The sequence below is a fragment of the Arthrobacter sp. 10T413_2 genome, from assembly GCF_056394205.1.
In genome coordinates this window covers 18,864-39,024 of the sequence record NZ_JBFTHK010000051.1, presented here as the reverse complement: position 1 = coordinate 39,024, position 20,161 = coordinate 18,864, and the positions used below count along the sequence as shown (strand labels likewise).

At 65.7% G+C, this 20,161-nt stretch carries 19 protein-coding genes and 1 pseudogene; 12 read left to right on the top strand and 8 right to left on the bottom strand.

Translation table 11 applies throughout. From position 1 onward, the window contains the following. From AC1DBQ_RS10590 to AC1DBQ_RS10565, 6 genes are all read right to left on the bottom strand, one after another. Positions 1-942: DEAD/DEAH box helicase (locus tag AC1DBQ_RS10590; RefSeq protein WP_476928455.1), on the bottom strand; the 942-nt coding region annotated here is incomplete at its 3' end. 62 nt (positions 943-1,004) lie between these two features. Next, positions 1,005-1,619 (bottom strand): DUF4232 domain-containing protein, encoded by a 615-nt coding sequence (locus AC1DBQ_RS10585; protein ID WP_476928454.1) that lies wholly within the window; start codon positions 1,617-1,619, stop codon positions 1,005-1,007. A 129-nt stretch (positions 1,620-1,748) separates the two neighbouring features. Next, entirely contained in the window at positions 1,749-2,435 is a 687-nt protein-coding gene (locus AC1DBQ_RS10580) for a YcnI family copper-binding membrane protein (RefSeq protein ID WP_476928457.1), read from the bottom strand. 335 nt (positions 2,436-2,770) lie between these two features. Beyond that, positions 2,771-3,388, bottom strand: coding sequence for a hypothetical protein (locus AC1DBQ_RS10575; RefSeq protein ID WP_476928453.1), 618 nt, complete (start codon positions 3,386-3,388; stop codon positions 2,771-2,773). A gap of 129 nt (positions 3,389-3,517) precedes the next feature. Then, positions 3,518-3,673, bottom strand: a complete 156-nt coding sequence (locus AC1DBQ_RS10570; RefSeq protein WP_476928452.1) for a hypothetical protein — start codon at positions 3,671-3,673, stop codon at positions 3,518-3,520. Further along, positions 3,660-3,905 carry a hypothetical protein gene (locus AC1DBQ_RS10565; protein ID WP_476928451.1) on the bottom strand — a complete coding sequence of 82 codons (246 nt, stop codon included), beginning with the start codon at positions 3,903-3,905 and terminating at the stop codon, positions 3,660-3,662. The genes AC1DBQ_RS10570 and AC1DBQ_RS10565 overlap by 14 nt, the downstream gene beginning before the upstream one ends. Before the next feature lie 356 nt (positions 3,906-4,261). Between AC1DBQ_RS10565 and AC1DBQ_RS10560 the strand changes: the two genes are divergently transcribed. The 6 genes and pseudogenes from AC1DBQ_RS10560 to AC1DBQ_RS10535 all read left to right on the top strand — a co-directional run bounded on the left by AC1DBQ_RS10560 (position 4,262) and on the right by AC1DBQ_RS10535 (position 11,449). Beyond that, positions 4,262-5,305 carry a LacI family DNA-binding transcriptional regulator gene (locus AC1DBQ_RS10560; RefSeq protein WP_476928450.1) on the top strand — a complete coding sequence of 348 codons (1,044 nt, stop codon included), beginning with the start codon at positions 4,262-4,264 and terminating at the stop codon, positions 5,303-5,305. After that, complete coding sequence (locus tag AC1DBQ_RS10555; RefSeq protein ID WP_476928449.1) at positions 5,302-6,276, top strand: ABC transporter permease; 975 nt, start codon at positions 5,302-5,304, stop codon at positions 6,274-6,276. Before AC1DBQ_RS10560 ends, AC1DBQ_RS10555 begins: the two co-directional genes overlap by 4 nt. Before the next feature lie 7 nt (positions 6,277-6,283). Further along, a complete protein-coding gene (locus AC1DBQ_RS10550; protein WP_116767077.1) occupies positions 6,284-7,243 on the top strand; it encodes a carbohydrate ABC transporter permease in 960 nt (319 codons plus the stop codon). A 79-nt stretch (positions 7,244-7,322) separates the two neighbouring features. Beyond that, the gene (locus AC1DBQ_RS10545; protein WP_476928448.1) at positions 7,323-8,930 is read left to right on the top strand and encodes an ABC transporter substrate-binding protein; all 1,608 of its coding nucleotides are present in this window, start codon (positions 7,323-7,325) and stop codon (positions 8,928-8,930) included. A gap of 94 nt (positions 8,931-9,024) precedes the next feature. After that, positions 9,025-10,533, top strand: coding sequence for a glycoside hydrolase family 32 protein (locus AC1DBQ_RS10540; protein WP_476928447.1), 1,509 nt, complete (start codon positions 9,025-9,027; stop codon positions 10,531-10,533). A gap of 125 nt (positions 10,534-10,658) precedes the next feature. Then, positions 10,659-11,449, top strand: a pseudogene (locus AC1DBQ_RS10535) (PfkB family carbohydrate kinase). Positions 11,450-11,692: 243 nt separating this feature from the next. Here the strand turns inward: AC1DBQ_RS10535 and AC1DBQ_RS10530 are convergent. Continuing rightward, positions 11,693-12,235 carry an SRPBCC family protein gene (locus AC1DBQ_RS10530; protein ID WP_476928446.1) on the bottom strand — a complete coding sequence of 181 codons (543 nt, stop codon included), beginning with the start codon at positions 12,233-12,235 and terminating at the stop codon, positions 11,693-11,695. A 347-nt stretch (positions 12,236-12,582) separates the two neighbouring features. Next, entirely contained in the window at positions 12,583-13,599 is a 1,017-nt protein-coding gene (locus AC1DBQ_RS10525; RefSeq protein ID WP_476928445.1) for a LacI family DNA-binding transcriptional regulator, read from the bottom strand. Between the two features lie 162 nt (positions 13,600-13,761). On the opposite strand from AC1DBQ_RS10525, the gene AC1DBQ_RS10520 reads away from it, so the two are divergent. The 6 genes from AC1DBQ_RS10520 (at position 13,762) to rhaI (ending at position 20,160) form a co-directional block, all read left to right on the top strand. Beyond that, the gene (locus tag AC1DBQ_RS10520) at positions 13,762-15,327 is read left to right on the top strand and encodes a sugar ABC transporter ATP-binding protein (RefSeq protein ID WP_476928444.1); all 1,566 of its coding nucleotides are present in this window, start codon (positions 13,762-13,764) and stop codon (positions 15,325-15,327) included. Then, positions 15,324-16,346 carry an ABC transporter permease gene (locus AC1DBQ_RS10515; protein WP_476928443.1) on the top strand — a complete coding sequence of 341 codons (1,023 nt, stop codon included), beginning with the start codon at positions 15,324-15,326 and terminating at the stop codon, positions 16,344-16,346. Before AC1DBQ_RS10520 ends, AC1DBQ_RS10515 begins: the two co-directional genes overlap by 4 nt. Continuing rightward, the gene (locus AC1DBQ_RS10510) at positions 16,336-17,349 is read left to right on the top strand and encodes an ABC transporter permease (protein WP_476928442.1); all 1,014 of its coding nucleotides are present in this window, start codon (positions 16,336-16,338) and stop codon (positions 17,347-17,349) included. The genes AC1DBQ_RS10515 and AC1DBQ_RS10510 overlap by 11 nt, the downstream gene beginning before the upstream one ends. A 58-nt stretch (positions 17,350-17,407) precedes the next feature. Beyond that, the gene (rhaS, locus tag AC1DBQ_RS10505; RefSeq protein WP_476928441.1) at positions 17,408-18,493 is read left to right on the top strand and encodes a rhamnose ABC transporter substrate-binding protein; all 1,086 of its coding nucleotides are present in this window, start codon (positions 17,408-17,410) and stop codon (positions 18,491-18,493) included. Positions 18,494-18,622: 129 nt separating this feature from the next. Further along, on the top strand, positions 18,623-18,997 hold the full coding sequence (locus tag AC1DBQ_RS10500; RefSeq protein ID WP_476928440.1) for an L-rhamnose mutarotase: 375 nt from the start codon (positions 18,623-18,625) through the stop codon (positions 18,995-18,997). Further along, on the top strand, positions 18,994-20,160 hold the full coding sequence (gene rhaI / locus AC1DBQ_RS10495; protein WP_476928439.1) for an L-rhamnose isomerase: 1,167 nt from the start codon (positions 18,994-18,996) through the stop codon (positions 20,158-20,160). Before AC1DBQ_RS10500 ends, rhaI begins: the two co-directional genes overlap by 4 nt. Position 20,161 lies beyond the last annotated feature (1 nt).

Sequence of the window (20,161 nt, the reverse complement as noted above, 5' to 3'; positions counted from 1 at the left end):
GGTGGACTGGTTGGCCAGCACCAGGTCCACGATCTTTTCCTCCACATGCGGCCAGATGGAGGCCTGCGGCTGGAGTCCGGAGGCGGGACCCGAATCGAAAGCCCCCGCGGCGCCCTGGAGATCGGACATGTCCTCAACCGGGACAGAAACGGTCAGGTCCCAGTTCTTCCGCGACGGAGGGGCCACAATTTCCACCGGTGCCGACCCGGCGAGGAACTGCGCCACCAGCTCTTTGGGCTCCACAGTGGCCGACAGCCCGATCCGCTGGGCGGGCTTGGGCAGCAGCGCGTCGAGCCGTTCCAGCGACACCGCCAGGTGCGCCCCGCGCTTGGTGCCGGCGACGGCGTGGACCTCGTCAATGATGATCGTGTCCACCTCGCTGAGGGTTTCCCGCGCCTTGGACGTCAGCATCAGGAAAAGGGACTCCGGGGTGGTGATGAGGATGTCCGGCGGGTGGCTGAGCAACGAGCGGCGGTCGGCCGCCGTCGTATCCCCGGACCGGACGCCCACGGTGATGAGCGGGGCAGGCAGGTCCAGACGCTTGGCGGTCTGCGTGATGCCGATCAGCGGCGCGCGGAGGTTGCGTTCGACGTCGACGCCGAGGGCCTTGAGCGGGGAAATGTACAGTACGCGGGTCTTCCGTGCGGCCGTTTTCCGTCGCCCACCCTTGGCCGTCGCGTCCAGGCCCGGTAGGGCTTCGGGCTCGGCCGGGGCGGAGACGATCAGCCGGTCGAGCGCCCAGAGGAACGCGGCGAGCGTCTTGCCGGAGCCGGTGGGAGCGACGACGAGGGCGTGCGAGCCGGAGGAGATGGCATTCCAGGCGCCGTTCTGGGCCGGGGTGGGCCCGGAAAAGGCGCCCAGGAACCAGTCCCGGGTCGGCCGGCTGAACCGGTCCATGGCGTCGGCCGCAAGTGTGCCGCCAGCGAGCTCCTGCCCCTTCATTCCTCCATCATGCCCTACCCCGCCGACACTATTGGCCGGGCAAGGGCCTGGGGCGTCTGGTGCTACTTCGGCTGGAAGGCCCCGATGGTCAGCAGGTTGATCTCGGTGTTGCTGCAGGCATCAAGCGGCTGCGCGAGGAACAGGGAAGCGGTGTCCTCGGGCGGGTAGACCCGGAATCCTGCCGCGGGCGTCCGGGTGCAGTCCCCGTAGTTGGCGGCCTGGGTGTAGCGCAGGGTGGCGACGCCGGCCTGGCCCGGGGCAAGCTGGACATCAGTGACCGGGGTGGCGTCATCGCGGGTGGCGGCGGCGCCGATCGGCTCCCCGTCGGCCCCGGCCGTGAGGGAGACACCCGCGTAGCCCTTGAGCAGGCACGGCTCGGTGCCCGAGTTGGTCACGATCAGTTTCATGTAGACGCTGCCCGCCGCGCCGCCGCCGGTGGAGTCGGTGGTGGCCGTCAGGCCCGCGGCCTTGCACAGCGCGGGGCCGGACTGGGCCGCCTGCGATGCCGGGGCGGCAGAGGTGTCCGTTGCGGCACCGGAGGCTGCGGGCAGGCTGGCCGGACTGGCCGACGGGGTAGCCGGGGACGTGGCCGCCTGGGTCTGCGTCGAGCTGCCCCCGCAGCCGCTGAGCAGGAGGGCCGCCGCGGCAGCCGTTGTCACAAGCAGTGCGTGTTTCATTCGCTGAGACCTCATGGCTCAACCTTTATGCCCGCCGATGCCTTAGTCAACGACGCCACGGCGACGGAGCCCCGATTGATGCCCGGATTGTGATTTCCGGGCATCAACCGAGGTCAACCGCGCTGCGTGTTACTTCTCAGATGCGGCGCTGCCGCCGTTCGTCGCGCGGCTTCGGATGAAGGCTGCCCCGCCGAGCACCAGGCCGCCGAGCCCGGCGGCCAGGGCGCCCCAGCTCCGGGCCTGCGCGCCGCCGTCGTCCACGGACGCCATCTGGGCCGCGGTCGGGGCCGCCTCAACGCTGGCGGTGTGGGCCGAATGGCCGTCCGCGCCGGCGACGGCGTCGGTGACCGTCACCGACGGTGCCGGGGTTTTGAGGGATTCCTCGTCCTGGCCTTCCTGCGGGATCTGCGACCAGTCGGTCTGACCCTGCTCGCAGGTCTGCAGGGTGGGGAAGTAGAGGGTCTTTCCCGGGGTATCGGGCAGCTTCACGGAGAGCACCAGGGTGTCCCGCAGCTCCGGGTCCAGCGGGGCCTTGGCCGTGTAGACGATCTGGCTGGTCCGCTTCGTGACGGACGTCCCGTTGTCCAGTTTCTTGGGCTCGGGCAGCTGCTCCACAACCTTTTGCACCGTCCAGTTCGGGTTCACCGTGGGCTGGGCATCGTTGAGTTCGGCAGGCAGGGTGATGGTCATTTTGGTGGTCCCGGACGTATCGCAGCCGTGCGGAATCCCGAAGGTCAGCAGGGCATACGAGTTCGCGGCGGTCTTGTCCGGGGTGGCTTCGACGTGCGCGGACGCGGCCGGAAGCCCGGCGAGCATCAGCGCCGCCGTTCCGCCGGCCACGGCCGTGACGGAGAGGGTGCGGCGGAGGGCAGAGGCGTGCAGTGTGGTTTTCAAGGTAGGGGTGCCTTTCAGGCGGACGCGCTGCGCTCGGGGCAGCGCGAAAGTGGGGGTGGACGCGGCGGCTCGTACCGCTCATGGCTGTGCGGATCAGCCCAGCCCAGGTCAGGACGGGCAGCACAGGCGCCCCAGAACGGGCGGATTCGATCAGCGCAGGGCAGCGCACGGCAGTGCACGGCAGCGCAGGCCGGATCGGAACAGGCCGGTTAAGGGCACAGCAGAGCGAGACAGCTCCGGCCGCGGCCGGAGGGATGTCAGGGAAGTACGACGGCGGCGGGCGGGCCCCGGCGGCTATCGGGCCGGAGGTTCCGCCAGGGGAGCGGGGCAGAGTCCGAAGGCCAGCCGGCCGGCGCCGGCGCGGTGCCGGCGTCGGGCGTCACCGGCGACGGGAGCTGGACAAGCGGCCGTAGCCAGGCGGCGAGAGCCCACAGGGCGTCCTCGCCCTTCGCCAGGAGCAGCGCGCAGGCAACAGTGGCCAGCGCGTGGCCCGTCAGCATGAGCAGGGCAAGCGGGGATTCCAGCTCATGGGACTGCAGATGGGTGAGGGTTCCCGCGGGGATGACGGCCGGGCCATGGTGGGGCGGCTCGCCGGCCGGCTTCCCCGCAACGGATCCGCCGAACGCGGTGAAGGCCTCGTGCAGGACCAATTGGCCGGTGCCAAGGAGGGCGGCCGCGGCCGGGAACCCAAGATGGAGCCGGGTGGCAACCGTGCAGGCCAGTCCGGTCAGGGCCAGGATGGCAACCAGGATGCCGGAGCCGGGCAATTGGCCGCCCGAGACGACGTGGGCGCAGGCGGCCAGCGTCACCGCGGTGGTGGCGAACAGGGCGGCCCGGAGGGAATGGAAAGGAACCCGGGCGTGGTGTGATCGCACGGAGTCCTCCTGACGGGTCGCTGATCGCGGGTCGCGGTTCGCAGTTTCCTTCCAGATTCTACCGGCGCGCGGGAGCTGAGGGGCCCGGGCGTCCGGCGCCGGGGAGGTATGGGAGGGGCGCCGCTGCCGCTAGTCGGTCTCGGGGCCCGAGCAGTAGTGGCAGTCATCGGGGCAGGAGGCGGCGCCGGAAGCCCAGGCGTCCGTCCCGGCCGCGATCCCGGCCGCGGTGCTGGACAGCGCGCTCGGCTGCCGCACCAGGGTTGCCTGGCGTTCAGTTGTCAGCATGACGGGCTCCTTCGGGGTCTGCCACGATCAGTTCGAAGCCGTCGGCAACATGGAACAGCTGCCGGCGTCCGCCGTCGGACAGCACCCACACGACGGCGCCGTCGGCGGTGCGGTTGTCGACGCGTCCGGCGTACTCAATGCGGCCACCCCGGCGGAGGTGGACGGCGTCGCCGATCTCGACGTCGTCCCAGTAGGCGGGGCCGACGGAGGGCCGGTTCTTCTGCAAAGTCATGAGGATTCCTGAAAGGTCACGGGGAAACGTTGATGTGACCCAGCTAACCGTGGAAGGGCTTGTCGGCTCAATGGTCAAATGAATGAGACACTTCCGCCCCCTTGTGCAAAAGTCCAAGCACAGGAGTCCGTTGCAGGGCCTGCTGAGACGGCCAATCCGCAGATGCTCCCACCAGGTACGACCTCGTCGAGCCGGAATGGAATACTCTGTCGCACTCGAGGATGCTCAGGCGTCAACATCGAGACCATCGAGATGGGCGCCTCATTGGCCATGTTGACGGCCGATGTGATGCAAGATACAGTTCACAACGAGTTATACGAATAACCGATCGAATTACTTGGCCCGAGGAGGTGCCCATGGCTGGATCGCGGCCAAAGTCCGGACCGACGATGCATGATGTCGCCGCCGCCGCCGGTGTCTCTCAGGCCACCGTGTCCCTGGTTCTGAATTCGGCCTCCGGCTCGCGCTTTTCCGAAGAGACCCGCCGGCGGGTACGTGACGCCGTGGACCGGCTGGGATACCGCACCAACGCCCACGCCAAGGTTCTCCGCGACGGCGTCGCCGGGATGATCGGCTTTGTCGGCGACTTCGTGGCGTCCTCCCCGTTCGCTGGACGCATCATTGAGGCCGCCCAAGACCGGGCGTGGGAGTCTGGACTCCTGCTGCTGACCGTTAATACGGGAGGCGACAGGGCGCTCGAAGCGGCCTCGCTGGAAACGATGTTGTCCTACAAGGTGGCGGGCGTGGTCTATGCCTCCATGTACCACCAGATACTGGATGTCCCTGAAGTCCTCGGCGATGTTCCGTCTGTGGTCCTGAACTCCGAGGACCGCGGCGGGCGGTTCAGCAGTGTCGCGCCCGACGAGGAAAAGGGCGGTTACACGGCCACCCGGCGCCTTATCGACGCCGGCCACACCCGGATTGCCTTGATCAACAACGACAGTCTTGAGAGCGGGCTGCCGGCCGCAGTTGGCCGTTTCGCAGGCTACTCCAAAGCCATGCGCGAGTACGGGCTGGAAGTGGCTCCGGGCTTCGTCCGCTTCGGACACGGCACCGAACCCGACGGATTCGAGCACGCCACGAGCCTGCTCACCGCCGCCTACCGGCCCACCGCTATTTTCTGCGGGACGGACCGAATGGCGTGGGGCGCCTACCAGGCGGCCGCCACCCTAGGATTCTCCATCCCGACCGATCTCTCAATCGTCGGTTTCGACAACCAGGAAACCCTGGCCCCCCACCTCAGGCCCGCGCTGACCACCCTTGAACTGCCGTTCGAGGCAATGGGACGTCGGGCCGTCGACCTTGTCCTCCAGGGCGCGGAACCCCATGGCGGGGTCGAGCTGATGGAGTGCCCTTTGATTGAACGGAATTCAGTGACACATCCTAAGGAGATGCCATGAGCCGCACCATCCCGGGCCGACGCGGGCGTCCGTCCGCGGCACCGCTGCCGCAACGAAGGATTACTTTTTCGCTTCGCCTGAAAAGGATTTCCCGGGCCTGGCAGTTATACGTATTACTAGCTCCGGCCCTCGTGTACATCCTGGTCTTCAAATACTGGCCGATGTACGGGGTGCAGATCGCGTTCAAGAACTACAACCCTGCTGAGGGTTTTACCGACAGTCCGTGGGTGGGCCTGACGCACTTCATCAGGTTCGTGAACTCGTACCAGTTCGGCCAGGTCCTCGGAAACACGCTGTGGATTGCCGTTCTGGGCCTGCTGGTGGCCTTCCCGATCCCGATCATCCTGGCGTTGCTGGTCAACCAGCTCCAGAGCGAGAGGTTCAAGAAGTTCACCCAGACGGTGCTCTATTCGCCTGCGTTCATTTCCACCGTCGTGGTGGTGGGCATCATGTTCGTGGTCCTGTCGCCGCGGTCGGGGCTGGTGAACAACGCGATCCAGCTGGCCGGCGGGGAGCCGATCTTCTTCATGGGCTCGGCGGAGTGGTTCCGTCCCATCTACGTCATCTCGGATGTCTGGCAGAACGCCGGGTTCTCCATGATCGTGTATTTGGCGGCCCTGGCGGCCATTGATCCGGCGCTGCATGACGCCGCGAAGGTCGACGGCGCCTCGAAGCTCCAGCGCATCCGGCATATCGATCTGCCGGGCATCATGCCGGTGGTAACGATCCTGTTCATCCTTGCCATCGGCAACCTGCTGAATGTCGGTTTCGAGAAGGCGCTGCTCATGCAGACGCCGCTGAACCTCTCAAGCTCGGAGATCATCCAGACCTACGTCTACCACGCGGGTCTGCAGCAGGCGCAGTTCAGCTATTCGGCCGCCATCGGCCTGTTCAACTCCGTCCTCAACCTGGCGCTCTTGCTCTTCTTCAATACGGTGGCGCGCCGGGCCAACCAAGCGACCCTGTGGTGATGCCGAGATGTCTTTGAAAACCAGCCCCGTCAACATCGACACCCCGAACAGAAACGTCAGCCCGGCCCGGCCCAGGCCGACGTTGCGGGACAGGTACGGTGACCGCGCCTTCAACATCGCCGCCACAGCCATCCTGCTGCTGTCCATCCTGGCTGTGGTCTACCCCCTCTACTTCATTGTCATTGCGTCCGTCAGCGATCCGAACGCGATCTACGAAGGCAAGGTCTGGCTGTTCCCCTCCGGCGTGACGCTTGAGGGCTACCAGCGGATTTTCGCGGACAGCCGGATCTGGAACGGCCTGGGGAACACCGTCATCTACACCGTCCTGGGCACCGCTATCAGTGTCACCACGATCCTCTGCGGCGCCTACGCGCTGTCCCGCAAGGACATGCCGGGCCGGAAAATCCTGATGCTCCTGTTCGTCATCACCATGTTCTTCGACGGCGGACTCATCACCAAGTACCTGGTCGTCCGGGACCTGGGCATGCTCAACACTGTCTGGGCCGTCGTTCTCCCAGGCGCGGTCGGTGTCTGGAACCTGATCATCGCCCGCTCCTTCTTCGAACACACCATCCCCAACGAACTGCGTGAAGCCGCCCAGATGGATGGGGCCACCGACTTCAAGTTCTTCTTCAAGATGGTGCTGCCCCTGTCCAAGCCCCTGATCATGCTCATGGTCATGATCCACGTCGTGGCCCAGTGGAACTCGTTCTTCGACGCCCTGATCTTCCTGAACGATGACTCCAAATACCCGCTGCAGCTCGTCCTGCGCAACATCCTCATCCAATCCGATGTTTCATCCACCGGCACCACCGGGGGAGACATCCAGTCCTATGCGGCAGCGCAAAGGATCGCGGAGCTCACCAAATACGCCATGATCGTCGTCTCGAGCCTGCCGCTGATGATTGCCCTGCCATTCATGCAGAAGCACTTCACCAAGGGCGCCATGATCGGCGCCGTGAAATAGGGCCCCTTCCCCGCGCACCACCCGTCCCCGGGGCACTCGCCACGGGCCGGCAAAACCACACCTAAGAATAGGAATGACCATGGCAATCAGCCGCAAATACGCCGTCCTTGGCGCCCTCCTGGCCGGAACGATGACGTTCACCGCCTGTTCCGGCGGCCAGTCCGGCTCTCCGGAGGTCAAAGACGCCTCCGCTGACTTCGGATTCCAGGCAACAGGCTTCCCGATCGTCAGCAAGCAGCTGACCCTGAAGTTCTCGGGAACCAAGACGGCCCTGGCACCGGACTACAACACCATGACCGTGGTGAAGAACTGGGAAAAGGACACCAACATCCATATCGACTGGCAGAACCTGCCCGATACGGTCTTCCAGGAAAAGAAGAACCTCATCCTGGCCAGCGGGGACCTTCCCGACGCGTTCTTCAACACCGGCCTGACGGATGCCGAGATCGCCACGTACTCCGCCAGCGGCACTCTGATCCCGCTGGAGAACCTGATTGAGAAGAACGCTCCCAATCTCGCCAAGCTGCTCGCAGCCCGTCCGGACATCAAGGCAGCCATCACCTCCTCCGACGGGCACATCTACTCCCTGCCGTCCGTTGAGGAGCTCGGCCTGGTCCAGTTCCCCAACGAAATCGCCATCAATACCGCCTGGCTGAAAAAGCTCAACATCCCCATGCCCAAGACCATCGCTGAATTCCACGACGCCCTTCTGGCGTTCAAAACCCGGGACGCGTCCGGGACCGGCAAAACCATCCCGCTGAGCTTCATGCCCGGCTCCTGGTGCGGAGACATCGTTGACCTGATCGCGGCCCTGGGCGGGGTGCCCGACAACATGGACCACCGCATCGTGCAGGACAACAAGGTCATCTTCACCCCCACGCAGGACGGCTACAAAAAAGCCATCCAGACCCTGCACCAGTGGTACCAGGAAGGTCTGATCGATCCGGAATCCTTCTCCCAGGACGACAAGGCCTACCTCGCCAAGGGCAAGGCCGCCACGGAAAACCTCGGCTCGTTCGCCTGGTGGGAAGTTCCGGAGATGGTCGGCGCAGACCGCGCCAATGACTACGCCCTTGTGCCCGTGCTCCAGGGCGTGGACGGCAAGCGCATCGCCAGCCAGTCCAACAACCAGGAAATCGCCCGCGGCGCCTTCGCCATCACCCGGGCCGACAAGTACCCCGCCGCGACCATGCGCTGGGCCGATAACCTCTACGACCCCATCCAGTCCGCCCAGGCTAACTGGGGACCGATCGGTGAAACCCTGCAAAAGGATGCCAACGGGCTGCTGGTACAGATCCCCGCGCCGGCCGGAACCAGCGAAGGTGAACGCCGCCAGAAGGTCGCCCCGGGCGGACCGAAGGCCAACACGGCGGAGAACTTCAAGTCTGTTGTCGCTCCCGAACCGCGCGCCGCGGAACGCCAGAAGACGGTCAACGAAAACTACAAGCCCTTCGCCGGCAACGACGGCTACCCCCCGGTGGCACTGTCCACCGACGAACTCCAGCAGATCAGCAGCATTGAAACCGACACCACCTCCCTGGTCAAGCAGAACATGGCCAAGTGGATCGTCTCCGGAGGCATCGAGCAGGAATGGGACGGCTACGTCACCCAGCTCAAGAACGTCGGTGTCGACAAGATGATCGAGGTCTACCAACAGGCCTACGACCGCTACAAGAAGAACTCCTAGCCACCGAGACCACGGGGCAGGCCGGACATCACGCGCCGGCCTGCCCCGCCCGCGAAGCCCGCATGCACCAGCACAGAATCGAGATCCGACCCTCATGACTGCCGTGACCGCCACGACGGCCGACACTTTCCGGCCCGCCCTGCACTACGCAGCCCGGAATACCTGGCTCAACGATCCCAACGGCCTGATCCACCATGAGGGCGTCTACCACCTCTACTACCAGAACAACCCGCTGGACAACGTCTGGGGAAACATGTCCTGGGGGCACGCCACCTCCACGGACCTGCTGACCTGGACCGAGCACCCCGTCGCCATCGCCTGCGACGAGACGGAAGACATCTTCTCCGGCAGCATCGTCTTCGACCGGCACAACACCAGCGGATTCGGCACGGATTCCGCGGCGCCGCTGGTCGCCATCTACACCAGCGCCTACAAGACGGCGTCCGCACTCTTCGGCGTCCAGGCCCAGTCCTTGGCCTACAGCTTGGACGGCGGCTACACCTGGACCAAACACACCGGCAATCCCGTACTAGACCGGGGGTCAGCCGACTTCCGCGACCCCAAGGTCTTCCGCTACGAGTCCGACGCCGGGAGCTACTGGGTCATGGTGGCCGTGGAAGCCCAGGATTTCGAAGTCGTCTTCTACAAGTCCCACGACCTCAAGGACTGGGAGCTGTTGAGCAGCTTCGGCCCGGCCAACGCGACCGGCGGTGTGTGGGAGTGCCCGGACCTCTTCCCGCTGCCTGTCGACGGTGACCCGGAAGACGTGAAATGGGTCCTGACGGTAAACCTCAATCCCGGCGGCCCCAACGGCGGTTCGGCCGGGCAATACTTCGTCGGAGACTTCGACGGCACCACATTCACCTCAGCCACCACGGTCACCGACGGCTTGCAGGACCCGGACAGGCTGGGCGAGTACCAGTGGCTCGACTGGGGCCGCGACTACTACGCGGCCGTCTCGTTCAGCGACGTTCCCGACGGCCGAAGGCTCATGATCGCGTGGATGAACAACTGGCAATACGCCAACGAGATCCCCACCTCGCCATGGCGCAGTCCCATGTCCCTGGTCCGTGACGTGTCCCTGCAGAGCGTGGATGGGAGCTGGCGGCTGGTGCAGCAGGCCGCAGGGGATCCGGCCCCACACGTTGAACACACCCCATCATTCAGCCTCGCGGCAGTCGAAATATCCGACGGCCAGCACGTCCTCGACGGCGCAGCCGGCAGCGTCCAACGCATCGAGCTCACCGCCACCCCGGGAACAGCCGAGGAATTCGGGCTGGTCGTCCGCGGCGATGGAACCCAGGGAACCCGCATCGGCATCCGTCCCACGGAAGCGCTCATCGTCGTCGACCGCCGGGAATCCGGGCAAACAGACTTCCACAGATCTTTCGCCTCCCTCGACACCGCCCCGATCCGGACGACGGACGGCTCCTATGAACTCACCATCTACGTGGACCGCTGCTCCGTCGAGGTCTTCGCCCAGGGAGGCCAGGTCACCTTGGCCGAATTGATCTTCCCGGCCGCCACCAGCACCGAGATCTCGCTCTACGCCATCGGGGGCACGGCAACCATCAACAGCCTGAGCGTCATGCAATACGCATAACGGCCCCGAGCCTGCCGGCGAAGCGGCAGTGGCCCCCTGACCCCGCGGCCTGATCACGTCCGCACCATGACCGCCGCGTCCTCCACCGCGAGCCCGACGGCACACCACCTGAAGAAAGACAGCACATGCACTACCTCGAGTCCGACAGCCCGTCCCGGCAGTTCCTGGACGTCGTCGTCGTCGGCGAAGCCCTCATCGACGTCGTCACCTCGCCCGAGGGGACAAGCGAATACCCTGGCGGGTCACCCGCCAATGTCGCCTATGGGCTTGGCAGGCTCGGCGTCAACACCGGGCTGTTGACGGCCATTGGCGACGACGAACGCGGCGCCGCCATCGAGCGGCACCTGCACAGTGCCGGCGTGACGGTCCTGCCCGGCTCATACTCCCTGGGCCGGACCGCGTCGGCGACGGCAACGCTCGCCACGGACGGGTCCGCCAGCTACGACTTCGACATTTCCTGGGCCCTCGAACCTGTCGCCCCCGCCTTTCTCCCGAAGGTCCTTCACACCGGTTCGATCGCCACTTTTCTCGCACCGGGCGCTGACGCGGTCAAAGCACTCCTGCGGCAGTGCCGGAAGGAATGCACGATCACCTATGACCCCAATATCAGGCCCGCGCTGCTCGGCAGCCACGCCGAAGCCAAATCCATCTTCGAAGACCTGGTTCACCTGACCGACGTCGTCAAACTCAGCGATGAGGACGCCCAATGGCTCTACCCCCGGAAGGACTTGGATGCTCGTACATGGCAGCACTGATCCTGGGACTCCTCACCCGCGGGACCGACGGCCTCGCGCCCGCTGTTCTGGAGCAGCTGGGACGCACAGCATCCATGGCTGCCGCCATCACCGTGCGGCGCCCGGGCGCAAATCCGCCGACGCTACAGGAACTCCGGACCCACCTGCAGCCCGCATCCTAGCCCGGGCAGCAAGACCCATCTTTTTTGACATTTCAGAATCCTCCCGCGCCGTTTCCGGCCGGTAGCCGCCGGCACCACCTGACTCCGTGCCTCTGGAACCGGGATGAAGCGTGAGCGGCCTTGTTGGCACGTATCGGCTGCATCCAGGACCGGGTCAGTGAATGCGACGCGCCAAGGTGGGTCTTTCAGAACGCGAAACCGTGAATGGATGCCAAGACCCGCCGACGCGGGCTGCCGGCCGGTTTAGCCCCGCCACCGCAGCCAGGCGAAGGTGGGCCGCGGCGGCTGTGGAACAGGGTGCGTGGGGCCGCTGGTGATCCCCGCTGCGGCCCGGCGCCGGCGCAGCTCCAGGGCCAGGCTCTCCTCGCCGCGGGCCATCGCCCAGCGGTGATTGGCAGCGAAACCGGGTTTGAGCAGCCAGCTGAGCCGCCGCAGCAGCGGCTTGGCGGCGCTGACGCGCCAGTCGTAAGTGATGACCGTTTCCGGCCCGTCCGGCTCAAAGGTCCAGCGGCCGGCGGCGGTGAGGGCGAAGCCGCGGCTCGTGACCGGCTCCGTGACCGTGAGCGTCCACCGCAGCGTGTAAGGCAGCCAGCCCTTCGTATGGAGGCGCACGGGACGGGGAACGCCGGGCCCGAGTTCCGGACCGCCGTCCACCGGCTCGACGCTGAGATAGACGGACGGCCACCAGCGGGGCAGCGCGGTGGCGTCGACGAGGACGGCCGCGACCTCCTCCGGCGTGCCCGCCACGCGCCAGAGGGTCCGGAACTCGTAGTCTGTGCTGCCCATCGGGGCCTCCCGAACTATTCGCCAGCCGTAGGCGATGCCGCGGCCGGGACGGATCGATGCACGAGACCGTACCCACAAGGGTGCACCCGGTCAATGGGGCGGGCGGAAGCCCCGCCCGGGTGCGCCCAGGTCACTACAGCCGCCCAAACACCAGTGCAGGCTGCTCCGTCCGAAAAGAAGGTGCACCCGGCAGCTATATGTGCCGGGTTGTTTCCGTCCTGGGGCACTTTGAGGGCAAAGTTCGACGGCGGCGGCCCAGTCGTCGGCGTGTCTGCACCAAAGTGCCCCCGTGCGGTCCTCGGCGGCACGAAGACTGGTGTTGGGGCGACGATGACGTCAGGGGCTCGCTAGTGGCGCCGGGTGCTCTGCCTGGCAACGAGTTCCGGCGTGAACACCACCTGGCTGTGGACGTGACCGTGCTCGTCGTCGATTTCGTCGAAAAGGAGCTGGGCGGCGCGCTCGCCGATCAGGTGCCGCGGCTGGCTGATGGAGCTCAGCGGAATGCTCGACTGGGACGCGAAGTCGATGTCGTCGAAGCCCACGATTGCGATGTCCTCGGGCACGCGGAGCCCGTTGGCGGCGAAGGACTGCAAGAGCCCGAGCGCCAGCTGGTCGTTGGCGGCAAACACGGCGTCCGGCCGCTTGTCCGGCTGAAGATTTCCGATGAGATCGCCGATCTGGCGCCCGCGCTCAAATTTCAGGTCGGGCGTTTCGAACAATTGCAGCGTTACCCCCGCCTTTTCGGCTGCGTCGGCGGCACCCCGGTAACGGTCTTCGACCTGCTGAAGTGTGAAGGGACCGCCCACGAACGCCGGGCGCACTGAACCGACGCTCAGTAGATGGGTCAGGGCTGTCGCGCCGCCGGCGACGTCGTCCACCGAGACCGAGCAGAACTGATCCGTGCGTGCGAGCCGGTCAACGAGCACCGACGGGATGCCCCTGGCGCGCATGGTTTCGAGGCGCTCCAGAACCTGGCCGAAGGGGGTGATTAGGACGCCCTGGACGCGCTGCTGCTCGAACAGGTCCAGATAGGCCAGCTCCCGCCCGGTGTCTTCGGCGCTGTTGGCCAGGATCAGGGAGTGCTTGTGGTCTTCGGCGACGTTTTCGGCCCCCAGCGCGACGTCGGTGAAGAAGGGGTTGCGGACGTCCAGTACCAGCATGCCGAGGCTCCTGGTGGACCCTGACCGCAGCGACCGCGCTGATTCGTTGCGCACGAATCCCAGCTGGTCGATGGCGGCCAGGACGCGGCTCTTCTTGTCGACCGAGACCTGCTCCGGCCGGTTGAGGACATTCGAAACAGTGCCGACGGAAACCCCCGCAAGCGCGGCGACATCCTTCAGCTTTGCACCCGGGCCGCTGGACACGTAAGAACCTCTCAATCTCTGAATCGAATCAATCAACCCCTTCAATGTTACGTCGTTCACATTGGCCGCCCGGATGTTTGCTGGTTGACACGCAGTGGAAACAAGCCCTAACGTGTGAGTAGGTTCACAAATGAATCGATTCATTACAAAGGAGTAACGGACATGGCCGAAGCACAGGACGCCACGGTTCGGAGCACCCGGAGGGCCGAGGCGGCCGATGTACCGCTTCTGGAACTGCGGGACATCCACAAGTCCTTCGGCGCGGTGCACGCGCTGCGCGGCGCCAGCCTCAGCCTGTACCGGGGCAAGGTCACCGCGCTGGTCGGAGAAAACGGCGCCGGCAAATCCACTCTGGTCAAGACTCTCGCCGGACTGCACCAGCAGGACCGTGGCCAGGTCCTGCTGGATGGCGAGGAGGTCTCGTTCCGCGATCCGCTCCATGCCCGCGAGGCGGGGATCGCCGTCATCTACCAGGAACCGACCATGTTCCCGGATCTCACTGTCGCCGAGAACATCTTCATGGGCCGGCAGCCGCTGCGCTCCCTGCGCCGGATCGACCGGAAGGCGATGCGCCAGCAGGCCCTGGAGCTTTTTGAGCAACTGGGGGTCAAGATCGATCCCGACCGGGTCGCGCAGGGTCTCTCGATTGCCGACCAGCAGGTGGTGGAAATCGCCAAGGCCATTTCGCTCGACGCGCGCGTCCTGATCATGGACGAACCGACGGCGGCGCTCAGCGGCGTCGAAGTTGACCGGCTCTTCGCCGTCACCCGGACCCTGCAGGCCCAGGGGGCCGCGGTAATGTTCATCTCCCACCGCTTCGAGGAAGTCTTTGCCCTGGCGGACTGGATCACCGTAATGCGCGACGGCGCGCACGTCGCCACCGCCCCGGCCTCCGAACTGACGGTCGACGGCGTGATCCGGCAGATGGTCGGCCGCGACGTCGCGTCCTTGTTCCCGAAGCAGGAAACGACGATCGGGCCCACCGCCCTCGAGGTGAAGGGGCTCAGCCGCAAGGGCGTGTTCTCGGATATTTCCTTCACCGTGCGGGCCGGCGAAATCGTCGGCCTCAGCGGCCTTGTGGGCGCCGGGCGTTCCGAGGTGGCGCGGGCCGTCTTCGGCATCGACAAATACGACTCCGGTGAAGTCCTGGTCCGCGACGAGCCGCTCAAATCCTTGTCCCCGCGGGCCGCGATGGCCGCCGGGCTCGCGTTCGTGCCGGAGGACCGGCGCAAGCAGGGCCTGGTCATGGAGCTGAACGTGAGCCGGAACCTCACCCTGACGCTCCGGCAAAAACTGAGCCGTTTCGGCCTCCTCACCAACCAGTCCGAGGCTCAGGCCACAAAGGAATGGGCCAAGAAGCTGCAGATCAAGGCGGGGTCCCCGATGTCCCCGATCTCGACTCTTTCAGGCGGCAACCAGCAGAAGGTCGTCCTGGGCAAGTGGCTGGCCACCGGCCCGCGCATCCTGATCATCGACGAACCCACCCGCGGAATCGACGTCGGCACCAAGTCCGAGGTGCACCGGCTCATCTCCGAGCTCGCCGGCACGGGCCTGGCCGTCCTCATGATCTCCTCGGAACTGCCCGAGATCCTGGGCATGTCGGACCGCGTGCTGGTGATGCACGAGGGACGGATCACTGCAGAACTTAGCCGCAAGGACGCCACGGAGGAATCCGTCATGACGGCCGCCACGGGAGTCGACCCGAAAACCAAGGAGACAACAGCGTGACCACCCTAACCCTGCAACGTCAGCCGTCCACGGCCTGGCTGGGGACGTTGACCCGATCCCGTGAATTCAGCGTGTTCCTCGCGCTGGTCATCCTGATCGCCGTCACAGTAGCGGCCAACCCCCGGTTCTTGAGCGGGCAGAGCATCAAAGACCTGCTGCTGAACTCCTCGATCCTGGTGATCCTCGCCGTCGGCCAGGCGATCGTGATCGTGACGAAGAACGTGGACCTGTCGGTCGGCTCAGTGCTCGGCCTGACGGCATTCGCGACAGGAAAAATCTTCATCGCGCTGCCCGATCTTCCCGTGATCGCGATGCTCGTCATCGGCATCGCTCTCGGCGCCATGCTGGGGGCCATCAACGGAGCACTGATCGCGGTGGCCAAGGTGCCGGCCCTGGTGGTCACCCTGGGCACCTTGTATATCTTCCGCGGCGTTGACTTCGCCTGGGCCCAGGGCCAGCAGATCAGCCCGTCCGACCTGCCGGCGGACTTCCTGGCCCTCGGTGCCGGCACCCTGCTGGGATTCCCCTACCTGGCCCTGATCGCCCTCGCGGTCGTCATGGCGTTCGGCCTCTACCTGAAGAACCTGCGCTCCGGACGCGAGTTCTACGCCATCGGTTCAGACGTCCAGGCCGCCCGCCTGTACGGAATCCGGGTCGGGCGGAAGGTCTTCTCCGCCTTCGCGATCTCCGGCGCCCTCGCCGGACTCGGTGGGGTCATCTATGCAGCCAAGTACGGCAACTTGGACGCGACGGCGGGCCAAGGCCTTGAACTGAACGTCGTGGCCGCGGCCGTAGTCGGCGGGGTGGCCATCGCCGGCGGTGTCGGCACGGTCTACGGGGCAGCCCTCGGTGCCGTCCTCCTGACCACCATCACCTCTGCCCTTCCGGTCCTGGGCGTCTCACCGTTCTGGCAGCGGGCCATGATCGGCGTCCTGATCCTGGCCTCGATTGTCCTGGACCGATACCTTGCCCTGCGCACCGAGCGCCGTCTGAGAGGACACGATTCACATGCTGGTTGATACAGCACCGCCGGCAGCAGAAACCCGCCGCGCCCCCCGCTTCGGCTTCCTGCGCAGCTGGGACACCGCCATCATTCTGGCCCTCGTGGCCAGCATCATCGTCGCCTCCCTGACCGTGAGCGGTTTCGCAACCTCCCGCAACGTCGGGTTCCTCCTCATCGACGTGATCCCGGTCCTGCTCCTGGCGCTGCCGATGACGCTGATCATTATCACCGGCGAGATCGACCTGTCCGTCGCCAGCATCGCAGGCTTCGTCAGCTGCGTATTCGGAGCGCTCTGGAACGCCGGGATGCCGATGGAAACGATTATTCCGTTGTGCCTTGTCCTCGGCGCCGTGTCCGGGGCACTCAACGGTTTCCTGGTCTCCGTGGTCGGCCTGCCGTCCCTGGCCGTGACTATCGGCACCCTGGCCTTGTACCGCGGGCTTGCCTTCGTTGTCCTGGGGGATCAGGCGGTCACCAGCTTCCCGCGGGCCATCACCACGGGCCTGCAGGCAAAGATCGGCACCACGGGCATCCCCGTCTGGATTCTTCCGGTCATCCTCCTGGTCATCATCTTCGGTGTCGCCCTGCACTTCACCGGCTTCGGCCGTTCCCTGTTCGCCATCGGCTACAGCGTGGACGCCGCCCGTTTCTCGGGAATCGGTGTCGCGCGGACCAAGTTCTGGCTCTTCGTGATCTCGGGCACCGTTGCGGCGCTGGTCGGCGTGTGGTGGACCCTTCGGTACGGAAGTGCGCGCGGCGATAACGCCACTGGCCTGGAACTGTCCGTCATCGCGGCAGTACTGCTCGGCGGCGTGTCCATCTTTGGCGGTAAAGGCACCCTGCCGGGCGTCATCGCCGGCGTCGGACTCCTCGCCATCCTGCGCAACGAGCTCCAGTTGGCGAGCGTCCCCGAGGACACGCTGTCCATGCTCACCGGCGGCCTCCTGATCCTCGCCGTCGTCGCCCCCAACGCCATTGCCTGGGTCCGTTCACTCTCCCACAAAGCTTCAACGACCTGACCACCGTCCACACCACAGCAACAACGACGTTCAGTTGAAAGGCACCACTATGAGAATCATGTCCACGACCGGATCCCGCCGCCTCGCGCCGGCCTATATCGCCGTCGCCACGGGACTCGCGCTGGCGCTTAGCGCCTGCGGTGGAACCACCAACACCTCCAGCACCGCCGGCGGCGGGGCCGCAACGTCCAGCGCCGCAGCGGATGCGAATGCGCCGATCAAGGAAGGCCTGAAGGTGGCCTTCCTGCCCAAGCAGCTGAACAACTCCTACTTCACGGTCACCGACCGTGGCGGCAAGGCCGCAGTGGACGAGTACAAGGGCATCTTCTCCGAGGTGGGCCCCTCAGAGGCAAGCGCCTCCAGCCAGGTGAGCTACATCAACACGCTCACGCAGCAGGGCTCCAACGTCATCGCAACCTCGGCCAACGATCCCAAGGCAATCTGCTCGGCACTGGACGAGGCCCGCAGCGCCGGCGCCAAGGTGGTCACCTTCGACTCGGACACGGACCCCTCCTGCCGCGACCTCTACATCAACCAGGCCACCGCTGAAGGCATCGCGTCCACCCAGATCAAGCTCATCTCCGACGCCATCGGTCCCGACGGTGGGGACATCGCCATTCTGTCCGCCACGGCCAACGCCACGAACCAGAACGCGTGGATCGAGCTGATGAAGAAGGAACTCGAGAAGCCCGAGTACGCCAAGCTGAAGCTCGTCGCCACCGCCTACGGCGATGACAACGCCCAGAAGTCCCAGCAGGAAGTCCAGGCGCTCCTCCAGGCCCACCCGACGCTCAAGGGCATCATCTCGCCCACGACTGTCGGCATTGCCGCGGCCGCCCAGTACCTCTCCGGATCCGAGTACAAGGGCAAAGTCCAGCTGACGGGCCTCGGCTTCCCGAGCCAGCTCAAGGAGTACCTGAAGAACGGCACCATGAAGTCGTTCGCCCTGTGGGACGTCGAAAAGCTCGGCTACCTCGCCGCCTACGCCGGCGCGGCCCTCGCCTCCGGCCAGATCACCGGCGCCGAAGGCCAGACGTTCAAGGCCGGCACCCTGGGTGAGTTCAAGGTCGGCCCCAACTCCACCGTGCTGCTCGGCGAACCCACGGTCTTCACCGCCGCGAACGTGGACCAGTACAACTTCTAGGCACTCCGCTCCGGCGCTGATGTCATGATCAGCGCCGGAGTTTCTTCACTCAACACGCACAATGCTATTGTCTAAATGAATCGATTCAATCAGCTAAATGATCAAGAGTCGAGATCAGGAGAATTCCTCATGAGGGTGTGCTTCCGCTCCTCGGTCAAACCCAGCCAGATTCCCGAATACCGGCGCCGTCACGCCGCCGTCTGGCCGGAGATGCTCCGAGAACTCAAATCGGCCGGCTGGAACAACTACTCGCTGTTCCTCGCCGACGACGGGCTGCTGGTGGGGTACGTGGAGTGCGACGACTTCGACGCAGTGCGCGCCCGCATGGCACTGACCGAGGTGAACGCCCGCTGGCAGGCCGAGATGGCAGCCCTGTTCGAAGACCAAGCACAGGCGCCGGACCAGGGCTTCCTCCAGCTCGCCGAAATTTTCAATCTTGAGGACCAGTTGTCCGCGGCAGAACGCCTCGGGGACAACCCCCAACCGCAGAAGGAACAATCATGAACACCATAGAAACGGCCCTGGGTCGCCTCGGGGAACTCGCCATCGAAGTCCCGTCCTGGGCCTACGGCAACTCCGGCACCCGCTTCAAGGTGTTCGGCACCCCCGGCACCCCGCGCACCGTCCAGGAGAAGCTGGCCGACGCCGCGAAGGTCCACGAACTCACCGGCCTGGCGCCCACGGTCGCCCTGCACATCCCCTGGGACAAGGTGGATGACTATGCGGCCCTGAAGGAGTATGCCGCGGACCTGGGCGTGGGCCTGGGCACGGTCAACTCCAACACCTTCCAGGATGACGAGTACAAGTTCGGCTCCCTGACCTCCTTGAACCCCTCGGTCCGCCGCCGCGCGGTCGACCACCACCTCGAGTGCCTGGAGATCATGCACGCCACGGGTTCGCGGGATCTGAAGATCTGGCTCGCGGACGGCACCAACTACCCGGGCCAGGACGACATGCGCGGCCGGCAGGACCGCCTCGCCGAATCCCTGCAGGAGATCTACGCCGCCCTGGGCGCGGACCAGCGCCTGGTGCTGGAGTACAAGTTCTTCGAGCCGGCTTTTTACCACACCGACGTCCCGGACTGGGGCACCTCTTACGCCCAGACGTTGGCCCTGGGCGAGAAGGCGTTCGTGTGCCTTGACACCGGCCACCACGCCCCGGGCACGAACATCGAGTTCATCGTCATGCAGCTGCTGCGGCTGGGCAAGCTCGGGTCCTTCGACTTCAACTCCCGCTTCTACGCGGACGATGACCTGATTGTCGGCGCGGCCGATCCTTTCCAGCTTTTCCGCATCATGCACGAGGTGATCCGCGGCGGCGGCTTCGGTAAGGACTCAGGTGTCGCCCTGATGCTGGACCAGTGCCACAACCTGGAGGAAAAGATTCCGGGCCAGATCCGCTCCGTGCTCAACGTCCAGGAAATGGCGGCCCGCGCCCTGCTCATCGACACGGACGCGCTCGCCGAGGCCCAGCGCAGCGGCGACGTCCTGGCCGCCAACGGCATCTTCAACGATGCCTTCTACACCGATGTCCGTCCTGCGCTGGCGCAGTGGCGTGAATCGCTCGGGCTGCCCGCGGACCCGATGGCCGCCTTCAAGGCCAGCGGCTACCAGAAGAAAATCAATGAGGACCGCGTCGGCGGCCAGCAAGCCGGATGGGGCGCGTAAG

Coding starts and splice junctions, on each gene's coding strand:
- AC1DBQ_RS10530 (WP_476928446.1), bottom strand. CDS start 12,235: ATGGGCAGCACAGACTACGAGTTCCGGACCCTCTGGCGCGTGGCGGGC.
- AC1DBQ_RS10500 (WP_476928440.1), top strand. CDS start 18,623: ATGAGGGTGTGCTTCCGCTCCTCGGTCAAACCCAGCCAGATTCCCGAA.
- rhaI (WP_476928439.1), top strand. CDS start 18,994: ATGAACACCATAGAAACGGCCCTGGGTCGCCTCGGGGAACTCGCCATC.
- AC1DBQ_RS10570 (WP_476928452.1), bottom strand. CDS start 3,673: ATGCTGACAACTGAACGCCAGGCAACCCTGGTGCGGCAGCCGAGCGCG.
- AC1DBQ_RS10510 (WP_476928442.1), top strand. CDS start 16,336: ATGCTGGTTGATACAGCACCGCCGGCAGCAGAAACCCGCCGCGCCCCC.
- AC1DBQ_RS10580 (WP_476928457.1), bottom strand. CDS start 2,435: ATGCTCGCCGGGCTTCCGGCCGCGTCCGCGCACGTCGAAGCCACCCCG.
- AC1DBQ_RS10565 (WP_476928451.1), bottom strand. CDS start 3,905: ATGACTTTGCAGAAGAACCGGCCCTCCGTCGGCCCCGCCTACTGGGAC.
- AC1DBQ_RS10540 (WP_476928447.1), top strand. CDS start 9,025: ATGACTGCCGTGACCGCCACGACGGCCGACACTTTCCGGCCCGCCCTG.
- AC1DBQ_RS10555 (WP_476928449.1), top strand. CDS start 5,302: ATGAGCCGCACCATCCCGGGCCGACGCGGGCGTCCGTCCGCGGCACCG.
- AC1DBQ_RS10560 (WP_476928450.1), top strand. CDS start 4,262: ATGGCTGGATCGCGGCCAAAGTCCGGACCGACGATGCATGATGTCGCC.
- AC1DBQ_RS10550 (WP_116767077.1), top strand. CDS start 6,284: ATGTCTTTGAAAACCAGCCCCGTCAACATCGACACCCCGAACAGAAAC.
- AC1DBQ_RS10545 (WP_476928448.1), top strand. CDS start 7,323: ATGGCAATCAGCCGCAAATACGCCGTCCTTGGCGCCCTCCTGGCCGGA.
- AC1DBQ_RS10585 (WP_476928454.1), bottom strand. CDS start 1,619: ATGAAACACGCACTGCTTGTGACAACGGCTGCCGCGGCGGCCCTCCTG.
- rhaS (WP_476928441.1), top strand. CDS start 17,408: ATGTCCACGACCGGATCCCGCCGCCTCGCGCCGGCCTATATCGCCGTC.
- AC1DBQ_RS10520 (WP_476928444.1), top strand. CDS start 13,762: ATGGCCGAAGCACAGGACGCCACGGTTCGGAGCACCCGGAGGGCCGAG.